The sequence below is a fragment of the Alteromonas oceanisediminis genome, from assembly GCF_018474025.1.
In the GTDB taxonomy this organism is placed as follows: domain Bacteria; phylum Pseudomonadota; class Gammaproteobacteria; order Enterobacterales; family Alteromonadaceae; genus Alteromonas_E; species Alteromonas_E oceanisediminis.
Genome location: NZ_JAHCTA010000008.1, coordinates 54,981 through 77,333 on the forward strand (window position 1 = coordinate 54,981; position 22,353 = coordinate 77,333).

The window sequence follows — 22,353 nt, forward strand, 5'->3', positions numbered from 1 at the left end:
AAGCTTAAGCTCCATCGAAATGGAGCGCTGATACATCTGTCAGGACCAGTGGAGACAATACCAGCGATTGTGAAAATTTCATCAACTCACGCGTACGCCGTGTGCGTTAATGAGTGGCTAGTAAAACATGAATGCAAATGGGAATCAATATCATTAACAAATAAAATTCAATTTTATATCGACTGAAAATAACCTCAGGTTTGGTTCGACACCGAGCAAGCGGCTGGTATACTGCGATCTTATCTGCCGAGGAGAGGGCTCTCATGATTAAGCAGTTTCTTGATTTTTTTAAACATTCCTCAGAAAACCCCGACAACGTCGAGCACACGTTGGAACTCGCAACGGCTGCGTTGTTGTTTGAAGTGGCGCGCGCCGATGATCAAATCGATAACCGCGAGCAATCTGCGATTAGAGACATGTTGCAGTCGCAATTCTCGTTGTCAGCAGAAGAACTGGACGCACTGACTGAAACCGGAAAATCCAACGCTAAAGAGGCCGTGGATTTAATTCAGTTCACGCGTGTTTTAAAAGAGCAGTATTCATCAGAACAACGAACCGCGCTGATGACTCGCTTGTGGCAAGTCGCTTTTATCGACAACGACTTAAATAAATACGAAGAATCCACCATCCGACAGATTGCGGATCTTCTCTATGTGCCTCACAGTGTATTCATTAAAACCAAGCTTAATGTAAAGGCTCAACAGGAATAATGCGCATTCCAGTGTTCAGAACGATACGCAGTGCGTTAGCCGCCGTTGCTATCGCGTTTGCCATCGTTTTCAGCGCACTGATCCTGTACCTCACCGCACAAAGACATGAATCGTTATTTATTCAATCCAGTTCGGCCGATTTGTCTGCGCTGGCTCGTAATATCAGCACCGATTTGGAACCGTTTTTTAGTGAACGTAACGTAAGCGAAGAAAATCTATCCAACGAATTTGGGGTAACCACCACACTTCTGCGCCTTGAAGCCTATGAACGAGTCATGTTCGCCAATGTGTATGACCGCGATTTTACCCAGTTGTATCAATACATTGGTCAAGACGGCAGAGCTGACAAGCAAACCGTCGCCCGATTGAGTCAATCGATTAACGAACCACCGTTAACCGAGTTTTACGCGGATGGGTATTTGTTCAGCGTGAAACAAATCACCAGTGGTGGCGCGCTGCAAGGGTATTTTCTGATCGTCACTCATATGGCTGACCAACTCAGCCAGAGTCAGCAGGAGCTGATTGCGACAACAATACCAACGATAATTTTCGTCATCGTCTTAATGGCGTTAGTGTACTACGGCGTGTTGTCTAAACAGTTGGCGCCGTTGGCGAAACTTTCCGAGTTTACCCGGCGTATCCAGTTCACTAAAGATTACAGCGAGCGATTAAAAGTCTCAGGTCACAATGAAACAACACAACTGGTCAACAGTGTGAACAAAATGATTGCGACGATTGAGTCTGAGCTCACCATTAATCGTGAACAAACCTCCAAACTGATTGAACAGCAACGCACCATGACGCGGCTGGCAAATTACGACAGCCTCACTGGCTTGCCTAACCGTCAATTTGTGATGGACACATTAAAGTTGGAACTTTCTCGGGCGCTGCGCGCTGAGCAAGACCTGGTGCTGATGTTTTTCGACCTCGACGGATTCAAAAACATTAATGATTCCTTAGGCCATGAAACCGGCGACAAGGTATTGATTGACGTTGCTGGGCGCGTTAGCTCGCTCATGCGTGATGGCGATCTGGTTGCCCGTCTTGGCGGTGATGAGTTTCTGGTCATTCCTGCGCGAGAAACATCAGAGCAGAATTTTCATCGCATGGCTCAACGTTTGATTGAAGCCTTTAAAGAACCGTTTTGCTATAACGGGCTAGATCTGTATGTGGGTGTGAGTATTGGCATTTCTAAAGCGGTAGATGCGAATTTTGATGTCAATGATCTGGTCAGTAACGCAGATATCGCGATGTACCGTTCAAAAGCGGCGGGCAAGGGCACGTATACGGTTTTCGATTCCACCATGAATGAGGATCACCGACGCAAACTTATGATAGCCAATAGTATTAATGCGGCCATCACGAACGACGAATTTAAAGTTCATTATCAGCCCAAAGTTGCCCATTCGGGCAGCATCGTTGGATTTGAAACCTTACTGCGATGGGCCCACCCGGTGCTTGGCGATGTATCCCCTGCTGAATTCATCCCGATCGCAGAACAGGGTGGTAAAATTCCCTCTATCACGGCGTGGGTGCTTGAGCGCGCCTGCATCGACCTGCCCGAGATCAAACAACATTTTTCGCAACGCTTCCGTGTTTCGGTAAATTTATCCGCGTTTGATTTGCGCAATGCAAACCTGTTCGATTTTATTCATGATCTGTTTGAACAATACAATGTCGATCCGCGCTTTTTTGAGTTAGAAGTCACTGAATCGGCGTACCTTGAAAGCTTCACGGCCAGTGATAAGTTTTTCCGACGCATCAGTAACATGGGGTGTGCCATCTCATTAGACGACTTCGGCACCGGCTACTCTTCGCTGGGATACCTGACCCAAATCAGTATCGACACACTCAAGATTGACCGCCAATTTGTGCAAGCGCTGGAAACTTCCGAGCGCAGTCGAATGGTAACGGGAACCATCATCGATCTGGCTAAGCGCCTGAACCTGACGATTTGTGCGGAGGGCATCGAAAACCCTGCGCAAATTGAATACCTACTGTCGCAAGGTTGCGACCATCTACAAGGTTTCTTTTTCAGTAAGCCGTTGCCCATTGAAGCTCTGCTCCAGTTGAGCCCGCACTTTGATATTCCCAGTGACGAGGCAAATCAAAACCAACTATCCATTCCCTATTGATAAAATGCGACAGTCAGGTGTCTTCAATTAGAGACATTTGAGCTTGGGGTTCAACCGCATTTGAGCATTGCCGTCGTTATGTTCCTATGTAATGCTAATAGCACATTGCTTCTGGGGTTGTTCTCTTGCAGCTAGGCTCACTTCGACAGCTCACGCTGGTTAGTTTTTTTGTTGCACTTATTCCGCTGGTGACCTTACTTTGGCAGAGCCAAAGTGATCTCGCTCGCGTGGCGAAAATGACTGCCGAGGATAACGCATTTTTCGTTTCGATCGTCAGTGGCTCGCGTTCATTAGAGAGCGGCGCTATCGACCTTGAACGCTTGATCCGGCAATATTTTATTGTCAAAAATGAAAATCTGGCGGTGATGATTGATGAAACGCTGGAAAGTTACCTTAATGATGTCAGCAGCTTGTGTACGACACTCGCAGCGCAACCGCCATGTGGCCGACTGGCTCGCCGCGTTGAACGCTTAAGCAATTACGCTGATATTAATGACGAACTACTGTTGGACGCGCAACTTGCTGAATTTCGCAGTTACGTCAACCAACTGCGCGCCAGTGTGAGCGCCACTGTGACCGATCGTATCAGTGTTCAACAAAATACGGTGCTGTCTTTAAAACAGGATCAGGCGTGGTCTACGGCAATGCTGGCGATAGTATCCTTACTACTGATAATTTTTGCCAGCCAGCTCATTGTCAAGCCATTCAAAAAACTCAAACGCGTGATCCATACGATTGCCAAACAACAATCCAGTCTCCCGCCCATCAGCCGACATGGCCCGATGGAACTGATTGGTATTGAAAAAGATTTACATTGGCTGGCGGATCGTCTTGTACAACTCGAACATTTGCGCACAGCGTTACTGCGGCATGCGTCACATGAATTGAAAACGCCACTCGCCAGCATTAAAGAAGGGTGCTCGCTGCTCAATGAGCAACTGGTAGGGGAGCTGTCGCCAGCCCAGAAAGAGGTCGTTGGATTGCTGATATCCAGTACTGAGCGCCTCAACACGTTAGTTGAAAGCCTGCTCGATTACAATTTACTGTTGCAGCAGGCTGAGCCTGACTTTGTGGACGTGTCGGCAAAACTGATAGTGGATGAATGTTTACACGAGAATGCCTTGGCGTTGAGTCAAAACGATCATTCCGTTGAAGTGGATATTCAGGTGGATGTTATACATGTTGATACTGAACTATTTCGGAGAATTTTGGATAATCTGTTGTCGAACGCGATTGCGCACGGCGCGAAATCAAGACCAATCAGTATTAAGATCCATGATTCAAATTCTGAATATGTGATTGATGTGGCAAATCGGGGTAAGAAAATCGCGCAACCTGATCAAGCCGCCTTATTTGAACCCTTTAATCGTGGTACAGAACGCCGCAATGACTCCGTTGTAGGCGCTGGATTGGGATTATCAATTGTGTCTGACTGTGCGCGTTTAATGCAGGGCAGCGTTAAGATTGTCGATGTTATTTATGCTGACGTGTGTTTTCGCGTCACGATACCAAAACCGTCTGCGAGAGGAATATGAGACGTAAACTGTGTAAATTTGGGTTGGTGCTAAGCGCATCTGTGTTGATGTACGGGTGTGAGTTGATGCAATCCCAGCATGTATCCACTAGCGAGCCTGAGCGTAATCAGTGTGTGATTGCTGATGGATCCGTTCAGATTTCTGAGCCTGAGTGCCACGCCGAGTATTGGTTTAATCTGTGGGAGACACACACCCAACAGCCCTGGCAGCAGCGTAAAGCGAGTATGGCAGACTTAGGTACAGATGTGATGGGTCAGTTAAGGCGATTCATTCTGTCGCAACCAATGGATACGCCGTATCAGGATAGGTTAAGAGCGCAGTCCACTTTTAATCAGATCAAATCAAAGTTGGCACCTGAATGGGCCAATCGACTCGATGCGATAGCGTATAAACCCAGTCAACAACTCCTGGAGTACGAGTCAGCTATTACCATTCTAAGCGAAGTGAATGCTCGTCAGCAGGGGCAAATTAAAGAACAGGCGCAATTATTGCTAGAGAACGAAGAAAAGGTCAATCAACTACTCAATGTTGAAGCCTCTATTCTTGAGAAAAACGCGGAGCGCTAGCAGAATGGTAAAAAAATCAGGGCTTATTCGTCCTCTCTTGTTACTTGTCGATGACGATCAGAGTTTACTGCGCTTAATGACCATCCGGCTGGAAGGTGAAGGCTTTGACGTAATCACCGCTGAAGATGGAAAAGCGGCGTTGAAACACGTTAATGCACATGCTTTTGACGCTGTGTTGAGCGATTTACGCATGCCCGGTTTAGACGGTTTGTCACTGTTTGAAGAAATCATGTCGCAAAGAAAAGACATCCCAGTCATTTTAATGACCGCGCACGGCACGATACAAGATGCGGTTGCCGCGACTGAGCGCGGGGTATTTGGGTTTTTGACCAAGCCGGTTGATCATGATGAATTGCGTAAATTGCTGGATAAAGCACTCGGCCACAAACGTGAGTCGACCCACAGCGATTGGTGCAGCGAAATTATTACCCGGTCAAGCGATATGGTGCAGATGTTAGACCAAGCACATCGTATCGCCCAGCGCGATGTCAGTGTATTGATAACGGGGGCTAGCGGAACCGGTAAAGAACTATTGGCGAATGCGATCCATAAAGCCAGTAAGCGCAGCGACCGTCCGTTTGTGGCAATTAACTGCGGCGCACTGCCTGAAAACCTGCTCGAATCTGAGCTATTTGGGCATACTAAAGGTGCGTTTACTGGCGCTGTGCACGCTAATCAGGGGTTATTCCGTGAAGCCGACGGTGGCACCTTGTTCCTTGATGAAATTGGCGACATGCCAACGACGTTGCAAGTGAAATTACTGCGCGCTTTACAGGAACAGCAAATTCGCCCGGTTGGCAGTAGTAAAATGATAGATATAGACGTACGCATTATTTCAGCGACGCATAAAGATCTCGAAAAAGAAATGAAAGAAGGAGACTTCCGGGAAGATCTTTACTATCGCCTTAATGTCGTGAATCTAAAATTGCCCACGCTGAAACAGCGTGCTGAGGACATTCCGCTATTGGCGCGCAACCTGTTGCACAAGAGTGCCGCGCGTCATCAGGTCAACGTAAGCCGGTTCTCCGATGACGCAATGCAATTGCTTGCAACCTCAAATTGGCCTGGCAATGTGCGCCAGTTAGTCAACGTCGTAGAACAATGCGTCGCCCTGACGCACACACCCGTTATCGCTGCTCATCTCGTTGAGCAGGCGTTGTCCTCCTCTTCTCAGAGTTGGCCGTCGTTAACCGAGGCACGTGATGCGTTCGAGCAGAACTATCTGTTTAAGCTGTTAAAATTGACCGATGGTAATGTCACTCGAGCAGCGGAAATGGCTGGTCGAAACCGCACCGATATGCATAAGCTGATGAAAAAGCATTCTTTGGAAGCTGCCACCTTCAGGCATTAAACCCACGAGTCCGCAAAGACCAATACGCCTAGTGCTTTTATGGCGCATTTGTTTATACTATGCGGCCTTGGGTTATGTTCCCGATTTCCAATAATTTGTCAGCTGGTTAAACTCAATTGTGTTGAGTAGTGGTTAGCTGTGACTGAGCTTTTAGAGGTTTTTTAATGCGCACCGACTATTGCGGCAACATCACCGCATCTCATCTTGAGCAAACCGTCACCCTGTGCGGGTGGGTAAATAAACGCCGCGATTTGGGCGGAGTTATTTTTCTTGATCTCCGTGATCGCGAGGGTGTGGTGCAGGTTGTGTTCGACCCCGACTTGGCTGACCAATTCAGTGCCGCCAACAAGGTACGCAATGAGTTTTGTGTCAAAGTGGTTGGTCAAGTGCGCAAGCGCCCAGAAGGTCAGATAAACAAAGACATGAAAACGGGCGAGATTGAGATCCTGGGCAAAGAAATCTCAATATTCAATGCGTCAGCACCGTTGCCACTGGATTCAAATCAGGACAATTCTGAAGAGCAGCGTTTACGTTATCGGTATTTAGATTTGCGTCGACCGTTAATGACGCAGCGATTAATGTTTCGTGCCAAAGTCACAGGGTTTGTGCGCCGTTATATGGAAGATAATGGCTTTCTGGATATAGAAACACCTATCCTCACCAAGGCAACCCCAGAAGGTGCTCGTGATTATTTAGTGCCTAGCCGCACTCACAAAGGCGAGTTTTTCGCATTACCGCAATCACCACAGCTGTTTAAGCAATTATTGATGATGTCAGGTATGGATCGCTATTACCAAATCGTGAAGTGTTTTCGCGATGAAGATTTACGCGCTGACCGCCAACCTGAGTTCACTCAGATTGATATTGAGACCACGTTCTTAGACGCTGACGGCGTGATGGCAATCACTGAGGATATGATCCGCCAATTGTTTGCGCAATTGCTTAATGTTGACTTGGGTGAGTTTCCTCGTATGAGCTATGCCGACGCGATGCGTCGTTTTGGCAGCGACAAGCCAGATTTACGCAATCCACTGGAACTGGTTGATGTTGCTGACCTGCTCAAGGACGTTGAGTTTAAAGTATTCAGCGGCCCTGCAAACGACACCAACGGACGAGTTGCGGTGATACGCGTGCCCGGTGGTGCGTCGTTGTCTCGCAAACAAATTGATGATTACGCGAAGTTTGTCGGCATCTACGGTGCTAAAGGACTGGCGTGGATGAAAGTGAATGACATCAGCGCCGGTGAAAGCGGGCTGCAATCGCCCGTGCTTAAGTTTTTAGGCGCATCGGTCGCGCAACAACTCGTTCGTCGGTGTGGTGCTACTGATGGTGATATCCTCTTGTTCGGTGCAGATTCAGCAAACGTTGTCACTGAGGCTTTAGGCGCACTGCGTCTTAAGTTAGGTGAAGATTTGAATTTACTTAAGGGTGAATGGAAGCCGCTGTGGGTTGTCGATTTCCCTATGTTTGAGGCGGTTGATGGTCAGTATCATGCGTTGCACCATCCGTTTACCGCACCGAGAGATTTGACCGCAGAGCAGCTTAAGGCCGATCCAGCCAATGCGCTGTCGAATGCTTACGATATGGTGCTAAATGGTGTGGAGCTGGGCGGTGGTTCAGTCCGTATTCATGACTCTGCAATGCAGGCCACGGTTTTTGAATTGCTCGGCATTAACGAGCAGGAAGCGGAGCAGAAATTCGGCTTCTTGTTGGAGGCATTGAAGTATGGCACACCGCCACATGCGGGGTTGGCATTCGGTTTAGATCGCATGGTGATGTTGATGACGGGTGCAACTTCAATACGTGATGTGATGGCTTTTCCAAAAACAACAACGGCTGCATGTCCCTTAACTGATGCTCCAAGCGCCGCCAATCCAGAACAGTTAACTGAACTTGGCGTGGCGGTTATAGCGCGTAAGTCTGACAGCGCGGATAAAAGTGAGTAACTGATTGACTGCACTTAAACGGCCGGAGTCAGCGCTGGTAATCTTGTATGACAGACACAGTCAGGTGCTGTTATTGCAGCGCAACGATGACCCGGTTTTTTGGCAGTCGGTAACCGGGACCGTTGAAGAAGATGAGCTGCCCCTTCAAACCGCTTATCGTGAGGTTATGGAAGAAACGGGTATCCAGTTAGATCCTCGAAAACTGGCGATTCAGGACTGCCATACCATCAATCAGTATAAAATTCGCTCGCGTTGGTTGTACCGATACCCTAAAGGAGTGACGAGCAACACGGAATATGTATTTGCGGCCTGTATTGATAGCAATGTCGCGATCACGCTGACTGAACATAGCGCCTTTGAATGGCAATCCAAAGCGCAAGCCATGCAAACGGTTTGGTCAGAAACGAATCGCCTGGCTATTGAGCGGTTTGTACCGGAGCCTGCATGATCATTCTAGGTATTGACCCCGGTTCTCGGGTGACCGGATACGGTGTGTTGCGCTATCAGCAAGGCAAGCCTTATTACATGGGCAGTGGCTGTATCCGAGTGAGTGGCGAACTTGATAATCGTCTGAATCAAATATTTTGTGGCGTTCGCGCCATTATCGAAGAATTCTCACCCAATCAGTTTGCCATCGAACAGGTGTTCATGGCCAAAAATCCTGACTCTGCTTTGAAGCTGGGGCAAGCGCGAGGCGCAGCAATCGTTGCCGCGACTCAGGGTGCGTTACCGGTGGCGGAGTACTCGGCAAGACAGATAAAACAAGCTGTTGTTGGAAGAGGTAGTGCAGAGAAATCGCAGGTACAGCACATGGTCACTCATTTACTGGATCTTAACGCAACGCCGCAAAGTGATGCAGCCGATGCGTTAGCAGTAGCGCTGTGTCATGCTCATACTACACAAAGTCTGATCCGACTGTCGGGGCAGGCGTCAAAGACCGTTCGCGGTCGACTACGATAGAGAAAATTAAATGATTGGCCGTTTACAAGGCATTTTGCTCAGCAAGCAACCACCCGAAATACTATTGGATGTGAATGGTGTTGGTTACGAAGTGCAGTTACCCATGACGAGTTTTTATGCACTACCAGCAGTCGGGCAACAAGCGACTGTCTTTACACACTTTGTGGTGCGCGAAGATGCACAGTTGTTATACGGTTTTATCGATGTGAACGAACGCGCACTTTTTCGCGAATTGATTAAAGCCAATGGTGTCGGGCCGAAACTGGGCCTCACTATATTGTCTGGCATGAGTGCGGCTCAGTTTATGCAATGTGTCCGGTTTGAAGACGTGAGTGGTTTAGTGAAGTTACCCGGCGTGGGTAAGAAAACCGCCGAGCGCTTAGTGGTTGAACTGAAAGACCGACTCGCAAAACTGGAATTGACAGCCGGTGCAGTGGATGACAGCGGCATTGTGCTCTCACCGATTGAGGGCGACGCGCGAGTGCCACTAAACGATGCAAAAGAAGAGGCGGTCAGTGCGCTGGTTGCTCTTGGCTATAAACCAGCCCAAGCCAGTAAAGCAGTGAATGGCATTTACCAGGAAAACATGACCAGTGAGGCGCTCATCCGTGAATCGCTGCGCTCAATGATTTAGAGAAAAGTTCATGATTGAAGCTGATCGTATTATCAACGCAAGCGCTAAACCTGAAGAAGAAGCGATTGACCGTGCCATACGGCCGAAGCTGTTAGCCGACTATACGGGCCAGGAACATGTTTGCGAACAAATGTCGATTTTTATTGAGGCGGCTCGCAATCGTAGCGATGCACTGGATCATTTGCTAATTTTTGGGCCACCGGGTTTAGGTAAGACCACGCTCGCCAATATCGTGGCGAATGAAATGGGCGTGAATATAAAGACTACGTCAGGACCTGTGCTGGAAAAAGCCGGCGATCTGGCCGCACTGCTGACCAATTTAGAAGAGAATGATGTGCTCTTTATTGATGAAATCCACCGGTTGAGTCCGGTGGTTGAAGAAATCCTTTACCCAGCGATGGAAGATTACCAACTCGATATTATGATCGGTGAAGGCCCTGCAGCGCGTTCGATAAAGCTTGATTTACCGCCATTTACGTTGATTGGTGCAACCACCAGAGCCGGTTCACTTACCTCACCCTTACGCGACCGATTCGGTATCGTGCAGCGATTAGAGTTTTACAATGTTGCAGACTTAACCAGCATTATCACGCGTAGTGCAGGGTATTTAAACATGGCGCTGGCTACCGAAGGCGCGGGAGAAATTGCAGCACGTTCGCGCGGAACCCCGCGTATTGCGAACCGGTTGCTGCGCCGTGTACGCGACTACGCCGAGGTAAAATCATCGGGCGAAATTACGCAATCCGTTGCCGCTGCGGCGCTGAATATGTTGGACGTCGATCAACAAGGGTTCGACTACATGGACAGAAAGCTGTTGATGGCGATTATTGATAAGTTTGATGGTGGGCCCGTCGGGTTAGATAATCTCGCGGCAGCAATCGGCGAAGAGAAAGACACCATTGAAGATGTCTTAGAGCCTTTTTTAATCCAGCAGGGTTTCTTGCAACGGACGCCTCGCGGGCGAGTCGCCTCATCACGGGCTTATGAACATTTTGGCTTCAAAGGCCATAAAGAGAAGAATTAGGGCAAAAAAAAAGCCCGCTGAAGCAGCGGGCAAAACAACAAGTGTTTAAGGAAGGAATAAATCCAAGGGAACTCATGTCAACAGGAAAATCAGATGTCTTGGTGACAGATGCGCGCATTATAACGACGTTTTTCAAACGCACAATTGAGAATTAATTTGAATAACCATTAAAAAAACTAATCTGTTAAAAATTTGTTTTAAACTTTAGTGTGCTGTGTAAATGCTTCAAATCTGTTGGTTTCAATAAGATATTCACTATAATAAAAGGTGTTGCTGGTTTGACAAATGATGCGAAAAACTAATCATGGGTAATTATTCATATCGATCGAGTGAAATGTCAATACGGGTGTATTACGAAGATACCGATGCAGGTGGTATCGTGTTTTATGCCAACTACCTGAAATTCTTTGAGCGAGCCAGAACTGAATGGTTACGTGAATTAGGTTTTGAGCAAGACAAGTTAATGGAACAATCGCTTGGTTTTGTCGTCAAACGCGTTGAGATGCATAACCATGCGCCAGCCCGTTTCAACGAGCTGTTGAGAATTCGCACCGAGCTTGTACACTGCAAAGGCGCAAGTTTGCTGTTTAAACAAATAATAATAGGTTCACAGGATAACACTGTGGCTGATGCTGAAATTCGGGTGGCGAGTGTGAATGTAAACACGCTGAAACCCACACGAGTGCCGGCTGATATTTTAGGGGAAATGAAACGTGTCGACTGATCTGACTTTTATCGGTCTGTTTTTGCAGGCCAGCTTTGTGGTGCAGTTGGTAATGTTATTACTAATGACCATCTCAATTGTGTCATGGGCATTTATTTTTCAACGCAGCAGTATCTTAAAGCGCGCGAATAAAGAGATGCTTGCGTTTGAAGATCGCTTTTGGTCCGGGGCCGATCTTAATAAACTCTATCAAGAATTATCCGCTCGCCAAACCATCGGTGGCATGAGCAGCATTTTTTGTGCGGGATTCAAAGAGTTTGTGCGTCTTCGCAAAAGCCCGAATGTCGCACCAGAGGCTATTGTCGATGGTACATACCGCTCCATGCGCGTGTGTATGTCGCGCGAAATCGATAAACTCGAAACACATCTCCCTTTCCTGGCAACAGCGGGGTCTATCAGCCCTTATATCGGTTTGTTTGGTACCGTGTGGGGCATTATGAATGCCTTCATCGCATTAGGGCAAGTTCAGCAAGCGACGCTGGCGATGGTTGCGCCGGGTATCGCTGAGGCCTTGATTGCGACTGCAATTGGCCTGTTCGCAGCGATTCCAGCCGTTATTGCGTACAACCGGTTTAGTAATCAGGTCGAGAAGCTCGAAAATAATTATGGTTTGTTTATGGAAGAGTTTTCCGCGATTTTGCAGCGCCAGGCATTGGCTGCTAGCGCTACCCAGCAGTAGACAAGAGCGAATAACCTTATGTATGTAAGAAAACGCCGTCGCCCGGTTTCAGAAATTAACGTTGTGCCCTATATCGACGTAATGCTTGTGCTGCTGATCATTTTTATGGTGACTGCGCCACTCGTTTCACAGGGCGTTAAAGTGGATTTACCTGATGCGAACGCGGAGATGATAGAGCAGGAAGACAATCCCCCGATGATTGCCTCTATCGATGCGCAGGGCTTGTATTATCTGAACATTGGTGACGATGACGAACAGGCCATGGACCCTGTCGATCTCGCAACACTAGTCGCTGCGCAATTACAAAAAGCGCCTAACACGCCGGTGGTTGTGAAAGCGGATGGCGTTGTGCCATACAATGACGTTATCCAACTCATGGTGTTGTTACAACGCGCGGGTGTGCCATCGGTGGGGCTTATGACAGACCCGGTTGATGGTTAATCCAGACGATGCGATGCGTGTATGACGGAGAATAAAAAGTCGTTCGCCAAATCCGGGCTGCTACATCTGGGCATAGCGGCGATACTGATGCTGAGTGTTGTGATTGGCGAAGTCGAGCTGCCAGACATGGCACAGCCACAAGCTGTGATCCAAGCGCAGTTTATTGATGCACAGGCAATTCACGATCAACAAAAAGCGCGTGAAGCTGCGCAAGCGGCTGCGCAGGCAGAAGAGCGCGAGCGCCAACAGCAAGTAGAGCGTCGTCGTGAAGCTGAGCGGGAAGCTAAACGAAAAGCGGCCGCTGACAAAGCACGCAAGGAAAAGCAGGCCAAAGAACAAGCTGAACAACGAGAGCTTGAGCGTAAGGCTAAAGAAGCGGCAGAACGCAAGAAAGCGCAGGAAGCCCGGGAGCGCGCCGAACGAGAGCGCAAAGCGAAAGAGGAAGCACAGCGTAAAGAGCAGGAAGCGCTGGATAAACTCATGCAGGAACAGCTTGCGGCAGAGCAGGCGGCGCAGGCAAAGCGTCGTTCGCAACAGGTACTCAGCGAAGTCGAAAAATACCGCGCTTTGATTACGCAAACGATTAATCGCTACATCTATGACGACATCAGTTTTAAGGGGAAAACCTGTCGACTGAATATTCGCTTAGCGAGCAACGGTTTAGTGACGCAAGTCACTATCTTATCGGGTGATGACGCATTATGTCGTGCCTCCCGCAGTGCTGTACTGCGGCCAGACCGAATGCCCGTGCCGGATGATCTCGATGTCTACAACCAACTTAAAGACTTAACATTAACGGTGAAACTGTGAAGAAATTAACCCGACTACTGTTCGCCTTAACGGCTTTTATAACGAGTGCTGGTGCGCACGCCACGCTTGAGATTGTGATCACCGAAGGTGTTGACAGCGCACGCCCCATTGCGGTTGTGCCATTTAAATGGCGAGGAGAGGGCTTACTACCTGAAAACGTAACGGAAGTGATCATCAATGACTTGCGTCGCAGTGGTAAATTTAGCCCGATTTCAATGAGCAGTATGCCGCAGTTTCCTTCGGCGGATGCTGAAACCAACTACAGCGCATGGGCATCGACCGGCGTTGACACCATCTTAGTTGGCCGAATAGAACTGCAATCAGTCGACCGATACGTCGTGACTTATGAATTGATTGATGTGCTGCGTGGGCAAATCACCGGTGGTAACACGCAAATGCTCGTGAATGGACAACTGCAATCGAATAGCGATCACATTATTGCACGTGGTAATGCCGTGATAAACGGTAATGATTTACGTCAGCACGCCCACCAAATCAGCGATGCCGTGTATGAAAAACTGACCGGCGAGCGTGGCGCGTTTTTAACTCGACTGGCGTATGTGATTGTGCGCGATCGTGACACGACCGATCTTCCCTATCAGCTTGTGATTTCTGATTACGATGGAGCGAACGAAACGCGTCTATTATCTTCTCCTGAGCCATTGATGTCACCGACGTGGTCGCCCTCGGGTGACAAGCTTGCCTATGTGAGCTTTGAAAACAAACGGCCTCAAATTTATATTCAGGACATTTACACCACAACGCGGACGCGTTTAACGGATTTTCCTGGGATTAACGGTGCGCCGGCTTTCTCTCCCGATGGGAAACAGTTAGCCATGGTGCTGTCGAAAGACGGCAATCCAGAGATCTACATCATGGATATTGCCTCGCGACAATTGCGCCGGATCACTAACCATCGCACCATTGATACAGAGCCAACTTGGACGCCGGATGGAAAAAGCTTAATATTTAGTTCAGAGCGGGGTGGTAAACCTCAGATTTATCGCGTAAATTTATCGTCGGGGAAAGTGCAACGGCTGACATACGAAGGGGAAATGAACCTCGGTGCAGCTATTTCACCGAACGGACAAGAAATGGTGTTGGTAAATCGCACGCGAGGTGATTACCATATAGCACGTCAAAGAATTGAAGACGGTGCAATTCAGGTACTGACTAAAACGTTCTTGGATGAGTCACCAAGTATTGCCCCCAATGGCAGTATGATAATTTATAGTACGCTGCATGAAGGGAGACAAGTATTATCGCTTGTGTCACTTGATGGGCGCTTTAAAGCGCGATTGCCTGCCGCGAATGGGCAGGTGAAGTCGCCAAGCTGGTCACCGTTTTTGTTTTAATGGTTTACACACAATAAGGAAAAGAAAATGCAAATGAACAAGTTTATGAGATCGTTAGTGATTGCGCTGCCAGTTGTTACACTTATGGCATGTTCGTCAGGCCCTAGCGAAGAAGAGTTGGCTGCAGAGCGCAACCGTGTAGCACAAGAGCAAGCAGAAGCAGAGCGCTCAGCGCGTGAAGCTGAACAGGCTCGTGTGCAAGCAGAAGCGGCTCAGCGCATGCAACGTGCAGAACAAACTGCCCAGCGTGAGCTTGAAGCATTGAAAAATGAACAAACGGTTTACTTCGACTTTGACCGCTCAACCGTTAAAGCAGAGTTTTACCCAGTATTGGATAAGCACGCTGCGTTCTTGGTGCAAAACCCGTCACAGCGCGTTGTGATTGAAGGTCACACTGACAGCCGCGGCACACCAGAATACAACATCGCGTTGGGTGAGCGTCGTGCTAAGTCTGTTGAAACCTATTTGATGAATGCGGGTGTTAGCTCATCACAGGTTTCAGTGGTGTCTTACGGTGAAGAAAAACCAGCGGTTATGGGTGCAACTGAATACGCGTTCGCTCAAAATCGTCGCGGTGTAGTTGTTTACCAGTAATGGGTTACATGAAGTCAGCGGCCCTTGTGGCCGCTTCTTTGTTCCTTAGCGCTGCGGTGATGGCGCAAGCGCCAGTGATCGATGTTAACTCCAGCGATCTTGAAGCTCGATTGAGCGCTATCGAACGCATTGTTGACTCCAGAACGCAAAGCCAGCATCGCATTCAGGCTCAGCTTGACAATATGCAAAGCGAGATTGATCAGTTGCGCGGCGCTGTTGAGGTTCATACCAATCAGCTGGAAAAAGTCTTGCAACGACAACGCGAGCTTTATCTAGAGATTGATAAGCGTGTTGAAGCGCTCAAAGGAGCTGCGGCATCGGTGCCTAACTCACCTCCTACGGCGGGTACAGGCAATGTTGGTCAATCCCCTTCATCAGTTCAACCACCTTCTTCTGATAGCGAAGCCGAAGCGTATGAAGCTGCCGTGAACCTTATTCTCAGGGATAGGGATTATGACAAAGCGGTACCGGCCTTTCGTGAGTTTATCCGCCAATATCCAGACTCTCAATACGCCGCTAACGCGTACTACTGGTTAGGGCAATTGTTGTTTAATCAGCAGAATTGGCAAGAGGCAAAGATCCAGTTTGAAACCGTCGTACAGCGATATACTGACAGCACAAAGCGAGCGGACTCGTTGCTCAAGCTTGGGATTATTGCGGAACGACTGGGAAATGGTGCGCTAGCTGCACAAATGTTTAATCGCGTTGTGACTGAATATCCTGATTCATCAGCGCGAAAGCTTGCAGAAAACAGACTGACGCAAACCGGTGGTTAATTCATCGGTTTGTTTAGTTCTTAAGCAGATAACCGGCTAGTTTCGATTTTAGTCATTTTTATCTTGCACCGAGCGCTTAAATAAGTATTATATGCCGCCGTTGCCAAGGGCTAGTCAAACAGCCAAACGCAACAGCTTGAAAGGGTCGTTAGCTCAGCTGGTAGAGCAGTTGACTTTTAATCAATTGGTCGCTGGTTCGAATCCAGCACGACCCACCATTCAAGCCCACAACAACAATCTTCGTTAAGGGTCGTTAGCTCAGCTGGTAGAGCAGTTGACTTTTAATCAATTGGTCGCTGGTTCGAATCCAGCACGACCCACCATTCAAGCCCACAACAACAATCTTCGTTAAGGGTCGTTAGCTCAGCTGGTAGAGCAGTTGACTTTTAATCAATTGGTCGCTGGTTCGAATCCAGCACGACCCACCATCAACGAAGAAACCCTGTTCATCTGGATGCGAACCAGCGCAGCGGTTCGACAAAATTGTAGGAACAATTTTGAACGTGCTTTAGCACGGCCCGAAGGGTGAGTATCAGGATGATACGAATAATCCAGCACGACCCACCATCAACGAAGAAACCCTGTCTAAGTTATTTCCATTGGTTCTCTTTTTGGCACAACCTTCAATTATGTAATTTTTATGACACTGCTGTATAATCCGCAGCATATCAGGGGCAAGCAGTACCCCCGTTTTTTTTACAGTCGAAGAAGATTTATTATGGCAGTTACGCTCCGCATCGATGAAGTCAACTATCCTTTCCCTGCATTGCCGAAAAAGCTCAGTGCAGATAGACAGGCGTGGCTTAAAAGTGAGATTAAACGCCTGTTGAAAGCGCAAAATGCGGTATTGGTCACGCACTATTACACCGATCCTGAAATTCAGGCTCTTACTGAAGAAACCGGTGGCTGCATCTCGGATTCTCTTGAAATGGCGCGCTACGGGCGAGATGCTGAGCAGCAAACGTTGATAGTCGCTGGCGTTAAGTTCATGGGCGAAACGGCTAAGATTCTAAGCCCTGAAAAAACGGTATTGATGCCGACACTTGAAGCGACTTGTTCCTTGGATATAGGCTGTCCGGCAGACAAGTTCAGCGCGTTTTGCGATCAACACCCTGATCATACCATCGTCGTTTATGCCAACACGTCGGCGGCAGTTAAAGCAAGAGCGGATTGGGTGGTGACATCCAGCATTGCACTGGAAATCGTGGATCATCTTGAAGCCAACGGCGAAAAGATAATTTGGGCGCCCGACAAGCATTTAGGCGCCTACATTCAGAAACAAACTGGCGCTGATATGCTGATGTGGCAGGGCGAATGTATTGTGCATGATGAATTTTCTGCACAGGCATTGCGGGATATGAAGAAGCTTCATCCTGATGCTGCAATTCTCGTCCATCCAGAGTCGCCAGCTAGCGTGGTCGACATGGCCGATGCAGTTGGCTCGACCACGCAATTGATCAGTGCCTCGCAAGCTTTGCCAAATCAGACCTTTATTGTGGCGACTGATCGAGGCATTTTTTACAAAATGCAGCAACAGGCACCCAATAAGACCTTTATTGAAGCGCCAACCGGCGGTAACGGCGCAACGTGTAAAAGCTGTGCTCACTGCCCATGGATGGCGATGAATGGCCTTGAGGCTATTTACAGCGCGCTGACGGGCAATCATCAACAGCACGAAATACGGGTTGATGACATTTTACGCGTTAAAGCCATGAAGCCGTTAACGAGAATGCTCGATTTTGCGGCCGACTTAAAACTGAAAGTCAAAGGAAACGCTTGATAACCCACGCGCTTTTCCCTACTATACGCGCGCATTTTAAGGGCGAAAGCTTTTAGAATAACAGTTTTGGAGAGGTGGCTGAGTGGCTGAAGGCGCACGCCTGGAAAGTGTGTTTAGGGTTAAACCTAACGAGGGTTCGAATCCCTCTCTCTCCGCCAAAACAGAGAACCCTGCATAAGCGGGGTTCTATCACGTGCAGCTTATAGTGTTGAAAAAAATCTTCCAACGCCGGTATGTTTCATCTTTGCTTAAGCTTTCGATACCTTATCTGCGCCCGCATCTTCAAAAGCTTTTTCAACGGCATCTTTGTCGTAATTATCGTATTTAACGCCTACGAGAACGGAGCCCTTTTCGATAGCATCTTCGTAGTATTTTAATTCGTGTTCGGGGATAAATGAGCCAATAATGCCTCCGATTGTACCGCCTACAGCCGCACCGGCACCACCGCCTGCGAGAGCGGCCACCAGTGGTCCAGTGGCAATAATCCCTGCTCCGCCCGTCGCTACTGCACCAACGGCGGTCAGCCCAGCCACTACTGCACCTAGAATTCCGGTTGCAGTCGCACCGATAGCACCACCCTCTGCGGCTTTACTACCTTCGGAGACTGCAAAATCCTCTTTAGAATAAGAATCGTTAGCGACAATACTTATATCAGCATGGATCACCCCATGAGCCTCTAAACGCATTATGGCGTCGCTCGCTTTTACCGAATCCATAAATAGCCCCGTTATTACCTTGCTCATATCTCGCTCCTATATTTTGTTTTAGCTGTTCTTTGAAATCATATTTTCATTTTAGCTATTGCAAGGGCGATGCCAGCTCAATCTAGCGCTCAAGCGGGCCAAAGAGATCTAACGACGAAATAAGCACACCATTATTACACTAATACCTGAAAAATTTACCAAGTGTGAGCGGGGATTCTACTGCAGGTAACACGACTATTGCGCTAGGTTACTCACTTAATCTTCTTTCTCGCAACGGCCTGAATTTTGCTGAGTTGATGTTTTTACTACTGGATGAGTTATCGCGATGACTGGCGCAAAAACTTTTAAAAATGCCTTTATCATTCATACCGCCAATAACAATACAGGGGCACTCGCCACTGTACGACGAATATTATCCGCATTTTCCTCATCGCTTGAAGAAATTAAGATAACAGTTGTGGATACCTCATCAATCAACTACAAACGACGATTTGGGCTAAAGCTGCTGCTAAAGATTGAATCAGACAGCGTGATCTATATCGATCATAACGCACACGGTAAATCTACAGCATTAAACAAAGCGTTGCTTACGTCGAAAAGCGATTACGTTAGCTTTCGAAACGATGTTGATATTATTGATGAGCAACACACGTTGAGTCTTATAAAAAGGTTAGGCGATGAAAAGTTAGTGTGTGCTTCATATTCGGAAGCTGAACGGCCTAAATTTAGTCATTCATTTCCACTGCGGCTCGAATCCGTTATTTTTCAACGAGACGTACTCAACGAGCTACTCCCGTTTCCCTCAACCGAATATGGAGATTTGCAGCTATTGGAAAGAGCGCTATCACTTTACGAGTGTCAGTGCTTTTGCAGCTCGCTACTGTTGTCGGGGAGCGATTCTGGTAACACTTCATACGCCGCATAACTCATGAGTGTTACTTATTAACGCTCTATATCGGAAATGAGCGGGTTATTAAACTGATTGTTGCAAATCACGCTTAGCTCGCCATCCGATTCAAAAATTACCGCCTGAACGCATTTAACATCACCTAACCCCGCCTTACGAATTGCCGCTTTAATCTCGTCCTCTGAAACACGCTCCGCTTTCATATGATCACGCAGAAATTCCCCTTGATAAACAACCATTTTGGGGGAGGTTTTAATGACATGACTCACTTTTGAGAAATTTGCTGTTGCATAGGTTAAGCAGTATTGAAGGCACAATAGCGTGCTGACACCGACAATAACCTCAAGAAGTACTACGTTTTTTAACATCACAGCCGCACCTAAAATAGAGCCGGTTGCAATAGTTACCAACCAGTCGAAATTATTCATTTTGGCAAACGAGCGTGTTCCCATCGCGGTAGTGGTCAATATTAGGAATGGATAAATAACAAGAGCAGATACAATTACCCGTAAAATTTCACTCCAGGATTCAAAAAATATCATTCTTATCTCCTTATTCAATTGACTTTGCTGACGCAACCACCTGAATTCAAACTTGTCGAATTAAGTAAATCATCTTTGCAAACTAACAAATTACATGCCAACGCGTTTGAGGAAAAAGCACGCGTTTCGATTGGGTATTGTTGATTCAAATGTTTAGAGTAAAAAATGTAAAAACAAGATAATCGAAATAAATAAATAACGAGAAATAGCGCACAATAACATAGACTTCACCAGTACCACTCTGCCTATGCTGCTGTGCTCTAGCCGAAACGCCGATGTACAAGTCGCGTAATTTAGCAACGGGAATTTAATTAGGGGTTTGTTAATACACTTTCGATTTTTTCGGCGATCAAAACAGCAGCGTTGTGGCAAATATCTAGTCCAGAGTAGTCTGGATTAAAGCCACTGATAAAAGGTACCGCCGTGATAAAACAGTTGTCGAATACCCGGCCATCACTGAGTACTAACTGAAAACTATCGGTGATAGCAACCCCTCCAACCATGAGGTAAAATATCGAATTGTCATAAGTTCTTACCGCAATAGAGTTGATATTCCTTGATTCAATAGCTGTAGAGCTAGCGCGAAATCGCACAGCTGCTGAACCTATATCGACATCTTCTAGTAGTGAACGAAAGGGTAAATCCTTGTGACCGAGAGGTACTTGTCCAGTGCAATCGACGAAGGTCTTAAACGTTTGATGTTTACAAATACCTGATTTAGTGGTGTAAGCGTAACGAATTTCATGGTTGTCGATTACCTCCACCTTGCTATCGTTAGACGTAACCGCTAACGCTAGTACTCCCGCTTCATGCAGTGCGAGTAAATGTTCCGCAGATGATTGTGGTATTTGGCCGATGATGTCGCTGATAAGGGGCACCAACATATTCTTAAACCGAAGGTAATCTTCGGCAGAGAAATACTTCGCAGGTTCGTTTAACGTAGCATTTAACACGGTCACTAATTCCTTCCACACAATGGATTCTTGAAAGTGAATAGATTTTTCGGCCTGTAAATAATCAGCTTTTAGAAGAGCGAAAGGGTCGAACTCCATTCGCGAAGCGGTTACCCACTGGCAGAACTCTTCAACATTTTTATCCATCACCGCCCGGTAGCGCAGGTTGTCTCTCAGCATGAGTAAACGCTTAAAATTACGTTCGAATAAAAAATCTAGCGAGATGAACCCGTTATTATCGGTTTTGTGCTTCTGGATAGATTCATCCGACAAAGTATCGTTTGTCTCCATCATCGGTTGGTCAATGTGGAACCTGACACTTGGGAAGTGACCGAGAGAAAACATGTTCAATTGGAATTCTGTACTCTCAGCATTCCGCTGGTATTGCAAGCGCCTGCCAACGCGTGAATATTTGCCGTTCGCTTTACTTAACGTCAGAGCGGCATCGATCGCCGTTAACGAGCTTCCTTTCAACGCAACCGGATGATTGAACGTTTTTTCCAACTTGGAAGGTGGGTAAGGAGACTCAAAAAAACCTTCACAACCATTTTCAGTGGATTTAGGCCATACATGACCGGTACAGATAATAACCGAATCAAACGTTTGGCCAGGTGGTTCGCTACAAATAACATGAAATTTTTGTGACCCGCATGAGTAACTAATGTCACAAACACGGTTGTTTAATCGAACCCTGATAGGGATACCCCGATTGCGCTCGACGTGAATGACCTTTGTGAATTGTGCATGAAGGTACTGTCCTAACAATAACCTAGGAACGACCTGTTTCTCATGAAACGCAGACTTATCCATCCCGAAGGCGTGCATATCTGAGTCTGGTAGCGACGCTATCCAGTCTTTAAGGCTTTCTGGGAGTGGCGGAACTTCGTCTGATGAAACATTGCTCCAATGCTCGTGTCCCGCACCGCTCGGTCCGTAAGGCATACCGTATCCTAAGCATGAAGATTGCTCATAAATATCTATACTCAGGCCGTCTAGTTCACGTCTCGATAGTTGATACACAGTGAAAAGAGCACTAGGCCCGCCACCGATTATTGCAATTCGATAACTCACGATGCGACTCGCATTGGCATTAACTTATTTGAAGGAGAATCCAGTATAAATATTATTGCTGAAAGTAAAACTTGTCGCTGTATATTTGTAAATTCAGGATTGTGTAAACGACCCTGAATTTTCTGACATAGTTTCCACGAGCTTGACAACTCATTG

The 22,353-nt window shown here is 47.4% G+C and carries 22 protein-coding genes and 4 tRNA genes; 23 read left to right on the plus strand and 3 right to left on the minus strand.

Going from position 1 to position 22,353, the window contains the following annotated elements:
* Nucleotides 1-263 precede the first annotated feature (263 nt).
* The 22 genes from KIU71_RS14085 (at nt 264) to KIU71_RS14190 (ending at nt 18,178) form a co-directional block, all read left to right on the plus strand.
* Nucleotides 264-710 carry a tellurite resistance TerB family protein gene (locus KIU71_RS14085; RefSeq protein ID WP_214131941.1) on the plus strand — a complete coding sequence of 149 codons (447 nt, stop codon included), beginning with the start codon at nt 264-266 and terminating at the stop codon, nt 708-710.
* A complete protein-coding gene (locus KIU71_RS14090) occupies nt 710-2,845 on the plus strand; it encodes an EAL domain-containing protein (protein WP_250207518.1) in 2,136 nt (711 codons plus the stop codon). The genes KIU71_RS14085 and KIU71_RS14090 overlap by 1 nt, the downstream gene beginning before the upstream one ends.
* 125 nt (nt 2,846-2,970) lie before the next feature.
* On the plus strand, nt 2,971-4,380 hold the full coding sequence (locus KIU71_RS14095; protein WP_214131942.1) for a HAMP domain-containing sensor histidine kinase: 1,410 nt from the start codon (nt 2,971-2,973) through the stop codon (nt 4,378-4,380).
* A complete protein-coding gene (locus KIU71_RS14100) occupies nt 4,377-4,946 on the plus strand; it encodes a hypothetical protein (protein WP_214131943.1) in 570 nt (189 codons plus the stop codon). Before KIU71_RS14095 ends, KIU71_RS14100 begins: the two co-directional genes overlap by 4 nt.
* 4 nt (nt 4,947-4,950) lie before the next feature.
* Entirely contained in the window at nt 4,951-6,297 is a 1,347-nt protein-coding gene (locus KIU71_RS14105; protein WP_214131944.1) for a sigma 54-interacting transcriptional regulator, read from the plus strand.
* 164 nt (nt 6,298-6,461) lie between these two features.
* Nucleotides 6,462-8,243: an aspartate--tRNA ligase gene (gene aspS / locus KIU71_RS14110; RefSeq protein WP_214131945.1), complete on the plus strand. Its 1,782-nt coding sequence runs from the start codon at nt 6,462-6,464 to the stop codon at nt 8,241-8,243.
* Between the two features lie 4 nt (nt 8,244-8,247).
* A complete protein-coding gene (gene nudB / locus KIU71_RS14115; protein ID WP_214131946.1) occupies nt 8,248-8,691 on the plus strand; it encodes a dihydroneopterin triphosphate diphosphatase in 444 nt (147 codons plus the stop codon).
* Nucleotides 8,688-9,203 (plus strand): crossover junction endodeoxyribonuclease RuvC, encoded by a 516-nt coding sequence (ruvC, locus tag KIU71_RS14120; RefSeq protein ID WP_214131947.1) that lies wholly within the window; start codon nt 8,688-8,690, stop codon nt 9,201-9,203. Before nudB ends, ruvC begins: the two co-directional genes overlap by 4 nt.
* Nucleotides 9,204-9,213: 10 nt before the next feature.
* Nucleotides 9,214-9,837, plus strand: a complete 624-nt coding sequence (gene ruvA, locus KIU71_RS14125) for a Holliday junction branch migration protein RuvA (RefSeq protein WP_214131948.1) — start codon at nt 9,214-9,216, stop codon at nt 9,835-9,837.
* 10 nt (nt 9,838-9,847) lie between these two features.
* Entirely contained in the window at nt 9,848-10,861 is a 1,014-nt protein-coding gene (gene ruvB, locus KIU71_RS14130) for a Holliday junction branch migration DNA helicase RuvB (RefSeq protein ID WP_214131949.1), read from the plus strand.
* A 304-nt stretch (nt 10,862-11,165) separates the two neighbouring features.
* A complete protein-coding gene (gene ybgC / locus KIU71_RS14135) occupies nt 11,166-11,585 on the plus strand; it encodes a tol-pal system-associated acyl-CoA thioesterase (RefSeq protein WP_250207519.1) in 420 nt (139 codons plus the stop codon).
* Nucleotides 11,575-12,264 (plus strand): protein TolQ, encoded by a 690-nt coding sequence (gene tolQ / locus KIU71_RS14140; RefSeq protein ID WP_214131950.1) that lies wholly within the window; start codon nt 11,575-11,577, stop codon nt 12,262-12,264. The genes ybgC and tolQ overlap by 11 nt, the downstream gene beginning before the upstream one ends.
* Before the next feature lie 18 nt (nt 12,265-12,282).
* Complete coding sequence (gene tolR / locus KIU71_RS14145) at nt 12,283-12,705, plus strand: protein TolR (protein WP_214131951.1); 423 nt, start codon at nt 12,283-12,285, stop codon at nt 12,703-12,705.
* Nucleotides 12,706-12,726: 21 nt separating this feature from the next.
* Nucleotides 12,727-13,515: a cell envelope integrity protein TolA gene (gene tolA, locus KIU71_RS14150; protein WP_214131952.1), complete on the plus strand. Its 789-nt coding sequence runs from the start codon at nt 12,727-12,729 to the stop codon at nt 13,513-13,515.
* A complete protein-coding gene (gene tolB / locus KIU71_RS14155; RefSeq protein WP_214131953.1) occupies nt 13,512-14,870 on the plus strand; it encodes a Tol-Pal system beta propeller repeat protein TolB in 1,359 nt (452 codons plus the stop codon). The genes tolA and tolB overlap by 4 nt, the downstream gene beginning before the upstream one ends.
* Before the next feature lie 27 nt (nt 14,871-14,897).
* A complete protein-coding gene (pal, locus tag KIU71_RS14160; RefSeq protein ID WP_214131954.1) occupies nt 14,898-15,464 on the plus strand; it encodes a peptidoglycan-associated lipoprotein Pal in 567 nt (188 codons plus the stop codon).
* A gap of 8 nt (nt 15,465-15,472) precedes the next feature.
* On the plus strand, nt 15,473-16,240 hold the full coding sequence (ybgF, locus tag KIU71_RS14165; protein WP_214131955.1) for a tol-pal system protein YbgF: 768 nt from the start codon (nt 15,473-15,475) through the stop codon (nt 16,238-16,240).
* Between the two features lie 142 nt (nt 16,241-16,382).
* Nucleotides 16,383-16,458: transfer RNA gene (locus KIU71_RS14170), tRNA-Lys, on the plus strand.
* A gap of 29 nt (nt 16,459-16,487) precedes the next feature.
* Nucleotides 16,488-16,563, plus strand: a tRNA-Lys gene (locus KIU71_RS14175).
* A 29-nt stretch (nt 16,564-16,592) separates the two neighbouring features.
* A tRNA-Lys gene (locus KIU71_RS14180) sits at nt 16,593-16,668 on the plus strand.
* A gap of 290 nt (nt 16,669-16,958) precedes the next feature.
* Nucleotides 16,959-18,020: a quinolinate synthase NadA gene (gene nadA / locus KIU71_RS14185; RefSeq protein WP_214131956.1), complete on the plus strand. Its 1,062-nt coding sequence runs from the start codon at nt 16,959-16,961 to the stop codon at nt 18,018-18,020.
* A 68-nt stretch (nt 18,021-18,088) separates the two neighbouring features.
* Nucleotides 18,089-18,178, plus strand: a tRNA-Ser gene (locus KIU71_RS14190).
* A gap of 90 nt (nt 18,179-18,268) precedes the next feature.
* Here KIU71_RS14190 and KIU71_RS14195 read toward each other — a convergent pair.
* Nucleotides 18,269-18,763: a hypothetical protein gene (locus tag KIU71_RS14195; protein WP_214131957.1), complete on the minus strand. Its 495-nt coding sequence runs from the start codon at nt 18,761-18,763 to the stop codon at nt 18,269-18,271.
* A 286-nt stretch (nt 18,764-19,049) separates the two neighbouring features.
* On the opposite strand from KIU71_RS14195, the gene KIU71_RS14200 reads away from it, so the two are divergent.
* Nucleotides 19,050-19,649 carry a glycosyltransferase gene (locus tag KIU71_RS14200; RefSeq protein WP_214131958.1) on the plus strand — a complete coding sequence of 200 codons (600 nt, stop codon included), beginning with the start codon at nt 19,050-19,052 and terminating at the stop codon, nt 19,647-19,649.
* Nucleotides 19,650-19,666: 17 nt separating this feature from the next.
* Here the strand turns inward: KIU71_RS14200 and KIU71_RS14205 are convergent, their stop codons facing one another.
* Together KIU71_RS14205 and KIU71_RS14210 are read right to left on the minus strand one after the other, a co-directional pair.
* Nucleotides 19,667-20,173: a DUF421 domain-containing protein gene (locus KIU71_RS14205; RefSeq protein ID WP_250207520.1), complete on the minus strand. Its 507-nt coding sequence runs from the start codon at nt 20,171-20,173 to the stop codon at nt 19,667-19,669.
* A gap of 311 nt (nt 20,174-20,484) precedes the next feature.
* Nucleotides 20,485-22,197 (minus strand): FAD/NAD(P)-binding protein, encoded by a 1,713-nt coding sequence (locus tag KIU71_RS14210; protein ID WP_214131959.1) that lies wholly within the window; start codon nt 22,195-22,197, stop codon nt 20,485-20,487.
* Between the last annotated feature and the right edge of the window lie 156 nt (nt 22,198-22,353).